15 protein-coding genes are annotated in these 13,619 nt (G+C 71.6%); 7 read left to right on the top strand and 8 right to left on the bottom strand.

Translation table 11 applies throughout. The features are described 5' to 3' along the window. Positions 1–79 precede the first annotated feature (79 nt). The 4 genes from rpsO to AXZ95_RS07665 all read right to left on the bottom strand — a co-directional run bounded on the left by rpsO (position 80) and on the right by AXZ95_RS07665 (position 3,467). Entirely contained in the window at positions 80–349 is a 270-nt protein-coding gene (gene rpsO, locus AXZ95_RS07680; RefSeq protein WP_018190446.1) for a 30S ribosomal protein S15, read from the bottom strand. Positions 350–482: 133 nt separating this feature from the next. Beyond that, entirely contained in the window at positions 483–1,250 is a 768-nt protein-coding gene (locus AXZ95_RS07675; RefSeq protein ID WP_018190445.1) for a VOC family protein, read from the bottom strand. 71 nt (positions 1,251–1,321) lie between these two features. After that, the gene (locus AXZ95_RS07670; RefSeq protein ID WP_026307125.1) at positions 1,322–1,915 is read right to left on the bottom strand and encodes a TetR family transcriptional regulator; all 594 of its coding nucleotides are present in this window, start codon (positions 1,913–1,915) and stop codon (positions 1,322–1,324) included. Between the two features lie 7 nt (positions 1,916–1,922). Further along, positions 1,923–3,467 carry a PLP-dependent aminotransferase family protein gene (locus AXZ95_RS07665; protein WP_018190443.1) on the bottom strand — a complete coding sequence of 515 codons (1,545 nt, stop codon included), beginning with the start codon at positions 3,465–3,467 and terminating at the stop codon, positions 1,923–1,925. Between the two features lie 22 nt (positions 3,468–3,489). On the opposite strand from AXZ95_RS07665, the gene AXZ95_RS07660 reads away from it, so the two are divergent. Beyond that, the gene (locus tag AXZ95_RS07660) at positions 3,490–3,930 is read left to right on the top strand and encodes a carboxymuconolactone decarboxylase family protein (protein ID WP_020075156.1); all 441 of its coding nucleotides are present in this window, start codon (positions 3,490–3,492) and stop codon (positions 3,928–3,930) included. A 352-nt stretch (positions 3,931–4,282) separates the two neighbouring features. Here the strand turns inward: AXZ95_RS07660 and AXZ95_RS07655 are convergent, their stop codons facing one another. Continuing rightward, positions 4,283–4,657: an FKBP-type peptidyl-prolyl cis-trans isomerase gene (locus AXZ95_RS07655; protein WP_018190441.1), complete on the bottom strand. Its 375-nt coding sequence runs from the start codon at positions 4,655–4,657 to the stop codon at positions 4,283–4,285. A 191-nt stretch (positions 4,658–4,848) separates the two neighbouring features. Continuing rightward, positions 4,849–6,246, bottom strand: coding sequence for an FAD-linked oxidase C-terminal domain-containing protein (locus tag AXZ95_RS07650; protein ID WP_018190440.1), 1,398 nt, complete (start codon positions 6,244–6,246; stop codon positions 4,849–4,851). A 64-nt stretch (positions 6,247–6,310) separates the two neighbouring features. On the opposite strand from AXZ95_RS07650, the gene AXZ95_RS07645 reads away from it, so the two are divergent. The 6 genes from AXZ95_RS07645 (at position 6,311) to AXZ95_RS07620 (ending at position 11,302) form a co-directional block, all read left to right on the top strand. Continuing rightward, a complete protein-coding gene (locus tag AXZ95_RS07645; RefSeq protein ID WP_018190439.1) occupies positions 6,311–7,915 on the top strand; it encodes an AlkA N-terminal domain-containing protein in 1,605 nt (534 codons plus the stop codon). Between the two features lie 56 nt (positions 7,916–7,971). After that, positions 7,972–8,736: a glycosyltransferase family 2 protein gene (locus AXZ95_RS07640; protein WP_018190438.1), complete on the top strand. Its 765-nt coding sequence runs from the start codon at positions 7,972–7,974 to the stop codon at positions 8,734–8,736. A 17-nt stretch (positions 8,737–8,753) separates the two neighbouring features. After that, positions 8,754–9,629, top strand: a complete 876-nt coding sequence (locus AXZ95_RS07635) for a fumarylacetoacetate hydrolase family protein (protein ID WP_018190437.1) — start codon at positions 8,754–8,756, stop codon at positions 9,627–9,629. 31 nt (positions 9,630–9,660) lie between these two features. After that, positions 9,661–10,578 (top strand): alpha/beta hydrolase, encoded by a 918-nt coding sequence (locus AXZ95_RS07630; protein ID WP_018190436.1) that lies wholly within the window; start codon positions 9,661–9,663, stop codon positions 10,576–10,578. Positions 10,579–10,690: 112 nt separating this feature from the next. After that, complete coding sequence (locus AXZ95_RS07625; protein WP_018190435.1) at positions 10,691–10,903, top strand: hypothetical protein; 213 nt, start codon at positions 10,691–10,693, stop codon at positions 10,901–10,903. A gap of 114 nt (positions 10,904–11,017) precedes the next feature. Next, complete coding sequence (locus tag AXZ95_RS07620; protein WP_018190434.1) at positions 11,018–11,302, top strand: hypothetical protein; 285 nt, start codon at positions 11,018–11,020, stop codon at positions 11,300–11,302. A gap of 152 nt (positions 11,303–11,454) precedes the next feature. On the opposite strand, the gene AXZ95_RS07615 is transcribed toward AXZ95_RS07620, so the two are convergent. Next, positions 11,455–11,820, bottom strand: a complete 366-nt coding sequence (locus AXZ95_RS07615) for a hypothetical protein (protein WP_018190433.1) — start codon at positions 11,818–11,820, stop codon at positions 11,455–11,457. 119 nt (positions 11,821–11,939) lie between these two features. Continuing rightward, on the bottom strand, positions 11,940–13,505 hold the full coding sequence (locus AXZ95_RS07610) for an aspartate ammonia-lyase (protein ID WP_018190432.1): 1,566 nt from the start codon (positions 13,503–13,505) through the stop codon (positions 11,940–11,942). Positions 13,506–13,619: the final 114 nt, after the last annotated feature.

Raw genomic sequence — 13,619 nt, 5'->3', positions numbered from 1 at the left:
ACGGGCCGCCACCCGAAGGTGACGGCCCGTCCGTAAGAAGTTCGCGGTGTCTATCGAAGACGCCGGCTTCCGGCTGCGGTTATCGACGCAGACCGAGGCGCTCGATCAGCGAGCGGTAACGGTTGATGTCGATGTCCGAGAGGTAGCCGAGGAGGCGGCGACGCTGACCGACCAGCAGAAGCAGGCCACGACGCGAGTGGTGGTCGTGCTTGTGCTCCTTGAGGTGCTCGGTGAGATCCTTGATCCGCTTGGTCAGGATCGCGACCTGGACCTCGGGGGATCCGGTGTCACCGGGGTGGGTTGCGTACTCTTCGATGATCGCCTTCTTGGTGTCTGCATCCAGCGCCATAGAGGGATCCCCTTTCTGCTCGTTGCGCGGTGCCCGGGGCCTGATGCCTGGGCTCTCTTGATCCGCGGCCGTTAGACGGCAACTGGAAGAGTCTACCAGAGCATCCGGGGCGCTCCCGCCCCGCGGCCACCGCTCAGGACGGCTCCGGCTCCGGCTCGAGGAGCGCGAATCCGGCGCCCTGGGGGTCGACGATCTCGGCCCACCGGCCGACACCGGGAGCGGAGAGCGGCTCGGTGCGCAGCGTCCCGCCGAGCTCCGTCGCGCGCACGATCGCCGCATCCAGGTCGGCCACATTGAAGTACACCAGCCAGTGGGCGGGCTCGGCGCCGTCGGACCGGTACGCGCCCGCCACGCTCGTCTCGCCGACGTCGAACAGCCCGTAGGGTTCCTCCCCCACGCGCATCTCGCTGATGCCGACGCCGAGGACCGACTCGTAGAACGGGAAGGTCGATGCGGGGTCGGCGGCCACCAGCTCCAGCCAGTCCACAGCGCCGGGCTCGTCGCGCAGCCAGGGATCGCCCTGGTCCTTCCGCTGCCACAGTCCGAAGACGGCGCCGGCCGGATCGGCGACGATGGCGAGCCGGATGCCGGCGACCGGTTCCCCAGGCTCCAGCAGCACCGTTCCTCCCGCGCCCGTCACGGCCTGCGCCGCAGCGGTCAGGTCGTCGACGGAGAAGTAGACCGTCCAGCTCGTCGGGACGTCGTCCGACGGCAGCGGTCCGAGCGCGGCGACGGGGACGCCGCGTGCGCTGGCCAGCGCGAAACCGTTGGAGTCGGCCGACGGCGCCGACACCTCCCATCCGAACAGCGACCGGTAGTACGTGGCGGCGGCGGGCTGGTCCGGGCTCTGGAGGTCGACCCAGGCCGGCGTGCCCTGCGGGAATGCGTCTTCGATCGGCATGCGCTCACGCTACTCGCCGCCGAGCAGCACGGCGAGAGTCAGACCGCACCGGCGCGAACAGCCGGATGCGCTCAGACGCCCCGCAGCACCTGGTCCATGGCCGCCACCACCACCGGGCCGGGCGGTCCGTCGTCGTGGCGCGCCCACCAGACGAGCGCCGAGAAGTCGGCCGACCCGATGGCGTCGGCGAGCACCTGGACGCGCAGTCCCTCCGGATCAGCCCCGAGCCGGCGGGCCAGGAAATCGACGAGGATGCCACGGTTCGCCGCCATCGCCGTCAGGCCGAACCCGACCAGGGCGGAATGCGTCCCCATGAGCGCCATCCGCCGGCGGGTGGCCTCCTCCGCTTCGGGGCTCAGCGTCAGGGAATCGGTCACCGCGCGGGCCAGCACATCCCGCAGGGGCTCGTCGTCCCCGGCGGCGTCGAGCACGTCGTGCATGCGCCCGACCACCGGCTCGATGCCGCCCCACACCAGCGCCGGCTTGCTCGGGAAGTAACGGAACAGCGTGCGCCGCCCGATCCCGGCCAGCCGGGCGATGTCGTCCATCGTCGTCTGCTCGTACCCGTGCTCGTCGAAGTGCCGCAGGGCGAGCAGCGCCACCCGTTCAGGGTCGACGTCGGCCGGCCGGCCGCGACGGCGGGGCGCTGGCGCATCCGAGGTCATCCTCCGATCATGGCATTGCTTCGCTCGGCGCCGACGCCCGCACGCGCTCGACGGCCTGCGCGAGCGTGCGTAGGCCATCCGGGATCTGCTCGACCGGGATGCCGCCGAAGCCGAGCAGGAGGCCGTCCGGTCCGTCGACGAGCCGGAACCGGGAGACCGGCTGCACGGCCACGCCGGCCACCGCGGCCCGCTCGGCGACCCGGCGTCCATCGATGTCGCCGTCGGCCCCGTCGGCGAGCAGCGCGAGGTGCAGCCCGGCGACCGACGGCACCAACCGGAAGTCCGGCAGCAGCTCCCCCGCCGCGCGGACGAGCGCGTCGTGCCGCTGCTCGTAGACGCGGGTCGCCGACCGCACGTGCCGCGCGAAACCGCCGGAGTCGATGAAGCGCGCCATGGCCCGCTGCGTGACGACGTCGTTGTGCCAGTCGCTCAGCCGTTTGGCGTGCCGCAGCGCGGGCAGGAGGCTCGGCGGCGCGACCACGAAACCCAGCCGGAGTGACGGGGCCATCGTCTTCGAGAACGTGCCGACGTAGACGACGCGCCCATCGGCATCCAGTCGCTGAAGCGGGTCGAGCGGCCGCGCGCCGAACCGGTACTCGCTGTCGTAGTCGTCCTCGATGACGACCGCGTCGTTGCGCGCAGCCCACTCCAGCAGGGCGACCCGCCGTTCGAGCGGGAGCACCCCGCCGAGCGGGAATTGATGCGACGGCGTCACGTACAGCAGCCGCGCCGGGGGCAGCAGGTCGACGCGGAGGCCGAACTCATCCACCGGGACCGGCAGCACCCGCGCGCCCGTCGTCTCGAACAGCTGCCGGACGGGCGGGTAGCCGGGATCCTCGACGAGGACGGTGTCGCCCGGGGTCAGCAGCACGCGGGCGAGCAGGTCGAACGCCTGCTGGGCGCCGTTGGTCACCAGCACGTCGTCGGGGGCGGCGTCCACCGAGCGCGCGAGGCCGAGGTGTCGCGCGATCCCCTCGCGCAGCCGGTCGACTCCGGCCGGGTCGGCGTACAGGGTCGAGCGGGCGAAGCCGCCGCGGAGCTCTGCCGTGACGTAGTGTCGCCACGTCTCCAGAGGGAAGAGAGCAGGATCGGGCGCGCCGACGCTGAAGTCGTAGGCGATCGGGCGCGGCTCGGTCCACAGCGGGTCGTCGAGGTCTGCCCAGGTCGCGTTCGGATGCGCGGCGCCGCGTCGGGTGTCCACGGCGGCGGGACGCCGTTCTGCGCCTCCCCGTCCCCTCGGTGGTGCGCCGGTGTAGGCGACGAATGTGCCCGCGCCCACCCGCGCGGCGAGATAGCCCTCCGCCGTCAGCCGCTCGTACGCCGTCGAGACGGTCGACCGCGAGACCTGCAGCCGCTCGGCGAGCTCGCGCGTCGCCGGCAGCCGCTCACCCCGGCGCAGCCGCCCATCCACCACGGCGTCGCGCAGCTGGCGGTAGATGCGGTCGGCGCGGTCGCCCCGATCGCCGATCGCGACATGCAGGTCCAGGATGCCTCCGAGCCTCGACGAATGGCCTGATCGGAATCGATCGAAATGGATCTTACCCGCAGCCAATCGCATTCCTAGCGTGGAGGACATGACAGAACGCATCCAACTCCCCACCATCGTGCCCGAGGGCTACCGGAAGGTCATCAACCTCGACGGCTATGTCGGCGGCAAGGTCGAGGAGCCGCTCGGCGACCTCATCAAGCTCCGCGCCTCGCAGATCAACGGCTGCACCTACTGCGTCGACATGCACTCGGTCGACCTGCAGGGACGCGGCGTGCCGCTCCGCAAGGTGTTCGCCGTCTCCGCCTGGCGCGAGTCGCCCTGGTTCACAGACCGCGAGCGCGTCGCGCTGGAGCTCACCGAGGCCGTGACGCTCATCCACGAAGACGGCGTGCCGGACGAGCTGTACCAGCGGGCGCTGAACGAGTTCGGCGAGGAAGGCCTGGCGAACGTGCTGCTGGCCATCGCGACCATCAACATCTGGAACCGCATCGCCATCCCGACCCGGATGCAGCCGCCCGCACTGTAAGCCCCCGTCCTCCGGGTGCGGTCCCACCCGGTGCCGTCACACGCGCGCCCGCTGACCGGAAAGGGAGGACATTCCGCCCCTCAGTCCGGCGACCCGCCTCCGATCGCGGCATTCTGCGGCGTGCCGACGGCGGATCTCCTCCGTTTCCGATCCGACCCGCGGTCGAGCGGCGACTGCAGCTTTCGGAGGAGATCCGGCGGCTGACGGCCCCGAAACGCCGGGAACGGAGGGGATGGTGTCGGCTTCGGCCGGGATCGCCTCCGTTTCCGACGCGCACGGCACGGGACACCCCGAATGACGAAGCGCTCCCCCGGCCGTGCCGAGGGAGCGCTTCGCCCGTTGGGTGATCCGTTCAGCTGACGCCGAGCAGGTCGATCACGAAGATCAGGGTCTTGCCCGACAGCGGGTGACCGCCGCCGGCCGGGCCGTAGGCGAGCGCCGGCGGGACGGTGAGCTTGCGGCGACCGCCGACCTTCATTCCGGGGATGCCCTCCTGCCAGCCCTTGATGAGGTTGTTCAGCGGGAAGTTGATCGACTGACCGCGGCTCCAGGAGGAGTCGAACTCCTCGCCGGTCTCGTACTCGACGCCGAGGTAGTGCACGTCGACCTTCGCGCCGGGGGTGGCCTCGGGGCCGGTGCCCTCGACGATGTCGACGATCTCGAGGGTCTCGGGAGCCGGTCCCTCGGGGGCGTCGACTTCCGGCTTCTGGTTGGTGTTCTCTGCCATGCCTCCCATCCAACCGGTGCCGGGGTGCGGCGTCAAAGCGCGTTCGCTCACCGCGCAGCCGCGATCGGGGGTTGCGCTCGCCGCCCGCCGGGGGCATCCTTGACGCATAACTCGATCCCCCGGGAGCGCTGCAGGCATCGCCGCACCACCGGGGGTCGAGTCTGTTAAGGGTTCGTGCGCCGCCCGCGGAGTCAGGCGCCGCCGAAGACCTTGCCCGGGTTCAGGATGCCGAGAGGGTCGAACACGGACTTCAGCTTCACCTGCAACTCGTAGGAGTCCGGTCCGACCTCGTCCGCGAGCCAGCGCCGCTTGAGCACGCCGACGCCGTGTTCGCCGGTGAGGGTGCCGCCGAGGGCGATGGCGGTCCGGAACAGGTCATTCGCAGCGTCCCACACGGCGTCGGGCACCGTGTCGCCGGTGTAGACGAAGTTGGGGTGCAGGTTGCCGTCGCCGGCGTGGGCGACGGTCGGGATGGGGATGCCGTACCGCTCGGAGATCCGCTCGATCGCGGCGAACATCTCCGGCATGCGCGAGCGCGGGACCGCGACGTCCTCGATGAGCACCTCACCGGAGGAGGCCAGCGCCGGGTGGAACGCGCGGCGCAGCGCGAGCAGGCGCTCCCCCTCGTCCGCATCCGCGGCGACCCGGACGGTCCCGCCGGTGTCGGTCAGCAGCCCACCGGCGGCGGCCGCATCCTCCGCCGCCGTCGCGCCGTCGAACTGTACGAGGAGGTAGGCCGCTCCGCCGGTCGCACCGAACGCGTCCTCGATGGTCTCCGGGCCGAGGTAGGCGGAGATGCGTTCGAGCGCCGGGGCATCGAGCAGCTCCATCACGGCCGGGCGCAGCCGAGCCGCCGTGATGCGGGCGGAGGCCTGCGCCGCCGCGGTCACATCCGGGAAGAGCGCGCCGAGGGTGACCGGTTCCCCGGGCGGGATCGGCTGAACACGGACGGTGGCGCCCACGATGACACCCAGCGTCCCTTCCGAGCCCACGAACAGGGCGGTCAGGTCGTAGCCGGTGACGCCCTTGACCGTGCGGTGCCCGGTGCGCAGGAGGCGTCCGTCCGCGAGCACCACCTCCAGCCCCAGGACGGCCTCGCGCGTGACGCCGTACTTCGCGCACAGCAGCCCGCCGGCGTTGGTCGCGATGTTCCCGCCGACGGTGGAGATCGCCTTGCTCGCCGGGTCGGGCGCGAAGAACAGGCCGTACGGCTCCAGCGCCGCGTTGAGGTCACTGTTGACGACGCCGGGCTCGATGACGGCGAGCTGGTCGTCGGCCGATATCTCGACGATGCGGTTCATCGCGGAGACGTCGAGGACGATGGATCCGTCGGTGCCGTTCGCGCCGCCCGCCAGGCCGGTGCCCGCACCCCGCGGCACGACCGGGACGCGGAACTCGCTCGCCGCCCGCAGCGTCGCCTGCACGTGCGCCACCGATCGCGCGGTCACGATCGCGAGCGGGCGGCCCTCGGCCACCCATCCCGAGCGGTCGGTGCGGGCGGCGTCCAGGAGTGCGGGGTCGGTCGTCAGCACGCCGGCGTCGGCGGCGTCTTCGCCGAGCGCGGCCGCGAGCCAGTCGAGTACGTCCATGCCCCCAGGCTAGCGATCGGGGCGGCCGGTCGGCCTCGCGGTCATGTCCGATTTCCGCCATCGGATGTCGGCGGCGGGTGTCACGCTGGTGGACATGAGCACGCTGCAGCATCCCCCGTCCGTCGCGACGACCGGCCCGGCGACGGACGCTGCCGGCACCGGCTCCGACGGCCCGCTGGCCGACCCGGTGTTCGCCGAGCGATACCGGGCGATGAGCGCCAAGGATGCACGCTTCGACGGGCAGTTCATCACCGGCGTGCACACCACCGGCATCTACTGCCGACCGAGCTGCCCGGCGGTGACGCCGAAGCCCGGCAACGTCACCTTCTATCTGACGGCGGCGGCCGCGCACGAGGCGGGTCTCCGCGCCTGCAAGCGCTGCCTCCCGGACGCCGTGCCCGGTTCACCCGAGTGGAACGTCCGCGACGACCTCGCCGCCCGCGCCATGCGCCTCATCGCCGACGGCACGGTGGAACGGGAGGGTGTCCCTGGCCTCGCGCGCCGGCTCGGCTACACCCCGCGGCACCTGAACCGCGTGCTCACCGCCGAGCTCGGCGCCGGCCCGCTCGCGCTCGCCCGCGCCCACCGTGCGCAGACCGCGCGCCTGCTCCTGACCGGCAGCGACCTGCCGATCACCGACGTGGCCTTCGCCGCCGGCTTCAGCAGCGTCCGTCAGTTCAACGAGACCATGGCCGAGGTCTACCGGTTGACGCCCGGCGCCATCCGGACGGCGGCCCGCCGCTCCCCCGCCGCCGCGCACCGCGAGCCCGGCACGGTGACGCTGAGCCTGCGGCTTCCCGCCCGCGCACCGTTCGACGGCGCGTCGGTGCTCGGCTTCCTCGCGGCCCGCGCGATCGACGGGATGGAGGTCGCCGGTGCGGACGCGAGCCAGGACGGCGTCGGGTACGCCCGGGCTCTCCGGCTCCCCCACGGCCCGGCGGTGGTGCGACTGACCCTCACCGGCACGCCCGAATCCCCCGCGGTCCAGTGCAACGCGTCCCTCGCCGACGTCGCCGACCTGGCTCCTCTCGTCGCGCGCGTGCGCCGGCTGCTCGACCTCGACGCGGACGCCGAGGCCATCGACGCCGCGCTGGCCGCCGACCCTGCACTCGCGCCCAGCGTCGCGGCCGCCCCCGGACTCCGCGTGCCCGGAGCGGTGGATGCGGAGGAGATCGTCTTCCGCGCCCTCATCGGACAGCAGGTGTCGGTCGCCGCAGCCCGCACCGCGCTGACCCGCCTCACCGACGCGCTCGGCGAGCCCATCGACCTCCCGGTGCCCGGAGGCGGCACCCTCACCCGACTCTTCCCCACCGCCGCCGCGATCGCCGAGCGCGGGCGGGAGGTGCTCCGCGGGCCGTCCCGCCGGATCGACGCGATCGTCGGTGCCGCTGCGGCGCTGGCCGACGGTCGCCTCAGCATCGACGTCGGCGAGTCGCGCGACGACCTCGAACGCCGACTGATGGAACTGCCGGGCATCGGCCCGTGGACGGCCGGATACGTCGCCCTGCGGGTGCTGGGCAGCCCGGACATCCTGCTCACCGGCGATCTGGCGCTCCGGCAGGGTGCCGCGCGACTCGGCCTCCCGGGGGATGCGCGCGGGCTCGCGGAGTACGGCGCACGCTGGGCGCCGTGGCGCAGCTACGCCGGGCTGCACCTGTGGCGGGCATAGCGAACGAAGCCCCGCCGTGCAGGCCTCGCTCCGCCAGGCAGGCCTAGGATCGGAACGTGCCCTCCCTGTCCGTCGTCATCCCGGCCCTCGATGACGCCGAGATGCTCGCCCGCTGCCTGGACGACCTCGCCGCGCAGCTCCGACCCGCGGACGAGATCATCGTGGTGGACAACGGCAGCAGCGACGGCACCGCCGATGTCGCGCGCGCCGCGGGCGCCCGCGTCGTCGAGCAGCCGCAGCGCGGGATCTGGCCTGCCGCATCCACCGGCTACGACGCCGCGACCGGCGACATCATCGCGCGGCTGGATGCCGACTCGCGCCCGCCGGCCGATTGGCTGCTCCACATCGAGGCTGAACTCGTCGACGCCCCGGAGGTCGGCGTGCTCACCGGCCGCGGCGTGTTCTACGACGGCAACACGGTCGTCGCCGGTCTCGGGCAGGTGCTCTACATCGGCGGCTACTTCTGGTCGATGGGGATCTGGCTGGGGAACCCGCCCATCTTCGGCTCCAACTTCGCCATGCGCCGCGAGGTGTGGCTGGATGTGCGCGACCGCGTCCACCGCGACCGTGGCGACATCCACGACGACCTGGACCTCGCCTTCCACCTGAGCCTCGACACCGTCGTCCGGTACGACGAGCGGCTCACCGTCGGGATCTCGGCGCGCCCGTTCTCCACCTGGCGCGGCTTCGGGCGGCGGCTGCGCTGGGCGTACACGACGCTCAGCATGCACCTTCCGGACCAGTCGCCCTGGCGGCGGCGCATCGCCCGCCGCCGACTGGCGCACGACAGGGAGCGGGACGCGCCGGGCGCGGTCGCCTGAACCGATAGCCTGGATCGGTGAGATTCTCGCACCTCAGCAACGCCGCAGATCCCGGGCCCCGCCTGGCCGCCGTCATCGGAGACGGAGCCCTCTTCCTCGACGAAGTGATGGCCCGGCCGCCGCGGGACCTGCAGGAGCTCATCGAACGGGGCGAGGACGGCCTCGCCGAGGTGCGCGCGGTGGCCGCCGAGGCCGAAGCCGCCGGTCGCGACCTGCCACCGGTGCACGAGCTGCGCCACGCCTCCGCTGTGCTCCGCCCGCCGCACGTCATCGCGATCGGCGCGAACTATGCCGCGCACGCCTCGGAGCTGAAGCTGCGGAGCGAGAAGGCGGCGACGGTCTTCAACCTCTGGCCGAACTCCCTGGCCGGGCACGGCGGCACGACGACCTGGCCGGCCGACCTGTCCACCCAGGTGGACTACGAGGCCGAACTGGGGGTCGTGATCGGCCGCCCGGCGCGGAACGTCTCCGTGCAGGACGCCCTCGACTACGTCTGGGGCTACACCGTGGTCAACGACATCACCGCCCGCGACCTGCAGTTCTCGGAGGCGCAGTGGTCGCGCTGCAAATCGTTCGACGGCTTCACCCCCACCGGGCCCGTGGTCGTCACGGCGGACGAGATCCCCGACCCGCAGGACCTCTGGCTGACCACCAACGTCGACGGTGCAATCCTGCAGGATGCTTCGACCGCCGACATGGTCCGCAGCGTCCCGGAGCTGATCGAGTTCCTCTCCCGCTCCGCCACCATCCCGCCGGGAACCCTGATCTCCACCGGGAGCCCGGGCGGCGCGGGGTACTCGCGCACCCCTCCCGTCTTCCTCCGCGACCGGTCCACCGTCACGGTCTCCATCGGCGGGATCGGCTACCTCACCACGTACTGCCGCGTCACCTGACCCACCGGGCGCGCCGTGGTGCGTTAGCGTAATGGCTGTGTCCATCGGAGAGAGGCGTCCGGTCACGGGCGGGGACGACGAGGCTGCGCGCCTCGATGCCGCGCTGCCCGATATCGACTGGTCGGTCGCGCCCGTCGGCACGGTGTTCTCGCGCTTCCGCGCTCCCAGCGGCGAGCTGGCGGTCGCCGCGCTGGGCGATCCCGCCGATCCCCGCGTCGTCCTGATCCCCGGGGTGACCGGCTCCAAGGAGGACTTCTACCTCCTGGCGCCCATCCTCGTCGCGGCCGGCTACTACGTGCAGAGTTTCGACCTGGCCGGGCAGTACGAGTCGGCGGATGCCGGCCCCGTGCCCGGCGGCCACTACACGTACGAACTGCTCGTGGCGGACGTCGTCGCGTTCCTGCGCGACGGCGGTCCGGCGCACGTCCTCGGCTACTCGTTCGCGGGGATCCTGTCGCAGCTGGCGCTGGTGGAGCATCCCGAGCTGTTCCGGTCGCTCACCCTCCTGACGGCGCCGCCCGAGCCCGGGCAGTCGTTCCGCGGCGTTCGGATCATCGGGGCGCTCAGCTGGTTCGCGACGCCCCACATCGGCGCGAGCCTCATGATCTGGGGCATCACGACGAACAAGAACAAGGTGTCCGACAGCCGGCTGGCGTTCGTGCGGTCGCGGTTCGCGCTCACCCGCCGCTCCAGCGTCGACGACATCGTCGGGCTGATGAAGCGGGTGCCGGATGTGCGTGCGCGCGTCGCCGCCAGCGGCATCCCGCTCCTCGTCGTCACGGGTGATCACGATCTCTGGCCGACCCACCTGCACGCCGCGAACGCGAAGGCCCTCGGCGCCCACCTCGCCGTCTACCGCACCGGCCACAGCCCCTGCGAGACCGCCCCGCACCAGCTGGGCCGCGACATGATCGCCCTCTTCCGCGAGGCCGAGGCGCGCGAGCGCTGAGCGATCCCGCCTCGCCGGGTGCCCGAAAAGCCTAGACCCCACATTTGGGGGTAGTGACTCATCTTCACGCTGGGCCACGATGAGAGGGCAGCGAGGGGGACGGTATGGATAAATGTCTGAAGACGACTTCCTTCACCCGCCGCACGCGCCGCGGCTCCGCGAACACGTCGGCATGATCCGTTGGCAGCGCGTCGGCGACGGTGAGTGGTCGATGGAGACCGCTCGCGGCCAGTACGTCGGCGGCAACAGCAAGGTCTGGCGGGTCCGCCTCTACGACGGCATCGAGCTCGAGTACGACCTCGACGAGTGGGCGCCCTTCAACTGACTCTCTTCCGGTGCCGTCCGCCGGGCCGAACATCGGCCCCGCGGACGGCACCGATTTCTTCTCCCCTCCGACGGGGGAATCGACCTGAGCGGCCGCACAGCCTAGGGTCGCAGCATGATCCCCGACGAAGCGGACGGATGGATGCTCACCTGCGTCCTGGTCGCCCGTGACGGCAGCGAGACCACCCTCTCGGTGCCCTCCCTCTCCCGAACGCCGCCCAGCCGCATCCGCCGACCCTCCCATCTCGGAGGCGCCGCCGTCGTCGATGTCTACGCGTTCTCCGCGCTCCGGGGCACTCCGCCCTGCGCGGTGTACGGCTTCGAATGCACCGTGCCGCTGAGCACGGACGAGCTCCCGGCGGACGATTCTCCGGCCGCCGGTCCCGCGCCGTCCGACTGACGGGAGTCGGAGAAGGTCGGGTGCCGGCACTCGGCGCAGCGAGATTCCCCGGTGCCGGCACCCTTGTCGTCATGTCGGGCATAACGACCTCTATACAGGCTTGTGCTCACCCTGCCCGGGTCGGGGGCGGAAAGCCTAGACACCAATGTCCGCTATTGAATGCGCGGCTGGACGTCCGTCCCTGCGCGCCCGTCCGGGAGCACGCCCCGAGCGGTGTAGCGGAGCCTCCGCACCCCCTGCAGCGGACCGGACCCTACGGCCGCCTGCATGTGGAGGAAGAACAGGGTGAAGGACCGGTCGACGCTGTCGGTGCCGGACAGCCCGTGCAGGGCCGCGTCGTCGGCGACCAGGCGGGCGTTGGCGAGCAGCGCATCCTCCTCCACCCGCACCTCCACGATCCGGTGGTCCGGGGTCAGCACCTGCAGCAGCAGTGCGCCGGCATCCACGACGTGGACGCCCGGCACCCGTTCCAGCGACCGCAGGAAGCGGTCCACGATCCGTCTCTCGCCTCGCGGCATCCGTCGCTCCTTCCGGCGGAGCCGCGTCGACCCGCTGGGCCAGCGGGAAGGCGAGCATCCGTCCATTGGAGTAGACGAACGAGTCTGCGTTCGATGACGGAGCTGGGGAGTCCCAGCTCTCACTCGGTATCGGAGCGTGCCTCGCGGATGGCGTCCGCCTGGATCACCGGGATGGCCGTCGTGACGACTTCCAGGCCGCTCAGACGGGCGGGCGACAACAGCCGGGTGACCTCCTCGCGGCTCATCAGCTTCGCCTCGACGACGAGGTCGGCGACGTTGCGGCCGGTCAGCAGCGCCGACTTGGCGAGGGCGGCGGAGGCGGCGTAGCCGATGTGCGGGGTGAGCGCGGTGATCACGCCGACGGACGAACCGACCATCGCGCCGAGGCGCTCCTCGTTGGCGGTGATGCCGTCCACGCAGTTGATCCGGAGGGTGCGGAACGCCTGCGCCATCCACGTGATGCTCTGCAGCAGGGAGTGCGCGATGACCGGCTCGAAGGCGTTGAGCTGCAGCTGGCCGCCCTCGGCCGCCATGGTGACCGTCACATCCGCGCCAGCGACCGAGAAGGCCACCTGGTTGACGACCTCGGGGATGACGGGGTTGACCTTGCCGGGCATGATGCTGGAGCCGGCCTGACGGGCCGGGAGGTTGATCTCGCCGAGACCCGCCTGGGGTCCGGAGGAGAGCAGGCGGAGGTCGTTGCAGATCTTCGAGAGCTTGATCGCGCTGCGCTTCAGCGAGCCGGAGAACGACATGAACGCGCCGGCGTCGCTTGTGGACTCGATGAGGTCCGGGGCGGTCTCGAGGTTCAGGCCGGTGATGGCGTTCAGGTGACGAACGGCGGCGGCGGCGTAGCCCGGGTCCGCGGTGATGCCCGTGCCGATCGCGGTCGCACCGAGGTTGATCTCGGCGAGCAGCCACTTCGTCTCCGTCAGGCGGGCGTGGTCCTCCGTCAGCGTGGTGGCGAAACCGTGGAACTCCTGGCCCAGGGTCATGGGCACGGCATCCTGCAGCTGCGTCCGGCCGACCTTCAGGATGTTGCGGAACTCGGCCGCCTTGGCCGCGAACGAGTCGCGCAGCAGCGCGAGCTCGTCGAGCAGGTGCCCGAGCGCGAAGGTGAGACCGATCTTGATGGCGGTCGGGTACGTGTCGTTCGTACTCTGGCTGCGGTTGACGTCGTCGATCGGGTGCAGGTGGGAGTAGTCGCCCTTCTCGTGCCCGTCGAGCTCGAGGGCGATGTTGGCGATGACCTCGTTGGCGTTCATGTTCGTCGAGGTTCCGGCGCCGCCCTGCATCACGCCGACCACGAACTGGTCGTGGTACCGGCCGTCGATGATGAGCTGGCAGGCGCGGTCGATCAGCTCGGCCTTGTGCGCCTCCAGCACCCCGATCTCGGCGTTGGCGCGGGCGGCGGCCTGCTTGACGCTGGCCAGGGCGACGATGAGGTCCGGGTAGACGGAGATCGGGCGCTTGGCGATCGGGAAGTTCTCCAGAGCGCGCGAGGTGTGGATGCCCCAGTACGCGTCGGCCGGGATCTCGCGGCTGCCGAGCGAATCGGTCTCGATGCGGGTCGGGCGCCCCTCCGCGCTGGGGGTCGGGACGTCGGAGACGTTCTCGGACGCATCGGTGACGACGAGTCCGGACGGGGTGACGACGGGGATGGGGGCTGTCTTCGACTCGTCCATGGTTGCTGTCGGGTTCACGGTTGGCACCGTTGCCTCTCGTTGTGCGTTGGCATGTCTTTCGGGCGCCGGACGTTCGTGGCCTCCGGCAGTGCCGAGCCTACCCCCGGGCCTGTG

The sequence above is a fragment of the Leifsonia sp. 115AMFTsu3.1 genome (assembly GCF_004362795.1).
Lineage (GTDB): Bacteria > Actinomycetota > Actinomycetes > Actinomycetales > Microbacteriaceae > Leifsonia.
The sequence above is the reverse complement of the archived record's forward strand: the minus strand, read 5'-3'. Positions and strand labels throughout refer to the sequence as shown.